The 1,084-nt window shown below is 72.0% G+C and carries 1 protein-coding gene; it reads left to right on the forward strand.

Going from position 1 to position 1,084, the window contains the following annotated elements:
- Positions 1 to 1,035 (forward strand): 2-oxoglutarate dehydrogenase, E2 component, dihydrolipoamide succinyltransferase (sucB, locus tag EEJ42_RS31415; RefSeq protein WP_123105251.1); only part of this gene is annotated, 1,035 nt, incomplete at its 5' end.
- Between the last annotated feature and the right edge of the window lie 49 nt (positions 1,036 to 1,084).

Below are 1,084 nucleotides of genomic sequence, written 5' to 3' on the forward strand. Positions count from 1 at the left end.
CCGGCTCCGGAGCCCACGCCCGCCCCGGCTCCGGCTCCGGCCGCTCCGGCGCCCGCCCCGGCCCCGGCCGCCAAGGCGCCGTCCATCCCGGCTCCGGCCTCCCCCGAGGCCGAGGGCGCGTACGTGACCCCGCTGGTGCGCAAGCTCGCCGCGGAGAACGGCGTGGACCTGGGCACCGTCAAGGGCACCGGCGTCGGCGGCCGCATCCGCAAGCAGGACGTCATCGCCGCCGCCGAGGCCGCCAAGGCCGCGGCCCAGACGCAGGCGCCGGCTCCGGCCGCCGCCGCGCCGAAGGCCAAGCAGGAGGTCTCCCCGCTGCGCGGCCAGACCATCAAGATGCCGCGGATGCGCAAGGTCATCGGCGACAACATGATGAAGGCGCTGCACGGCCAGGCCCAGCTGACCAGCGTGGTCGAGGTGGACGTCACCAAGGTCATGCGGCTGCGCGCCCAGGCCAAGGAGTCGTTCGCGCAGCGTGAGGGCGTCAAGCTCTCGCCGATGCCGTTCTTCGTGAAGGCCGCCGTCCAGGCGCTGAAGGCCCACCCGGCCGTCAACGCCCGGATCAACGACGACGACACCATCACGTACTTCGACGTCGAGAACGTCGGCATCGCGGTGGACGCCGAGAAGGGCCTGATGACCCCGGTCATCAAGGGCGCGGGCGACCTGAACATCGCGGGCATCGCCAAGAAGACGGCGGAGCTTGCGGGCAAGGTCCGCTCCAACAAGATCACCCCGGACGACATGTCCGGTGCCACCTTCACGATCAGCAACACCGGCTCGCGCGGTGCGCTGTTCGACACGATCATCGTGCCCCCGAACCAGGTCGCCATCCTGGGCATCGGCGCGACCGTCAAGCGTCCGGTGGTCATCGACCACCCGGAGCTGGGCGAGACCATCGCGGTGCGCGACATGACGTACGTGGCGCTCTCCTACGACCACCGCCTGGTGGACGGCGCCGACGCGGCCCGCTACCTGACCGCGGTCAAGGAGATCCTGGAGGCCGGCGAGTTCGAGGTCGAGCTCGGTCTCTGAGCCCCCTCCGGCAGACGGCCGCGCCCCGCACGGGCTTCCGTGCGGGGCG

The organism is Streptomyces botrytidirepellens (assembly GCF_003721215.1).
GTDB lineage: Bacteria > Actinomycetota > Actinomycetes > Streptomycetales > Streptomycetaceae > Streptomyces > Streptomyces himastatinicus.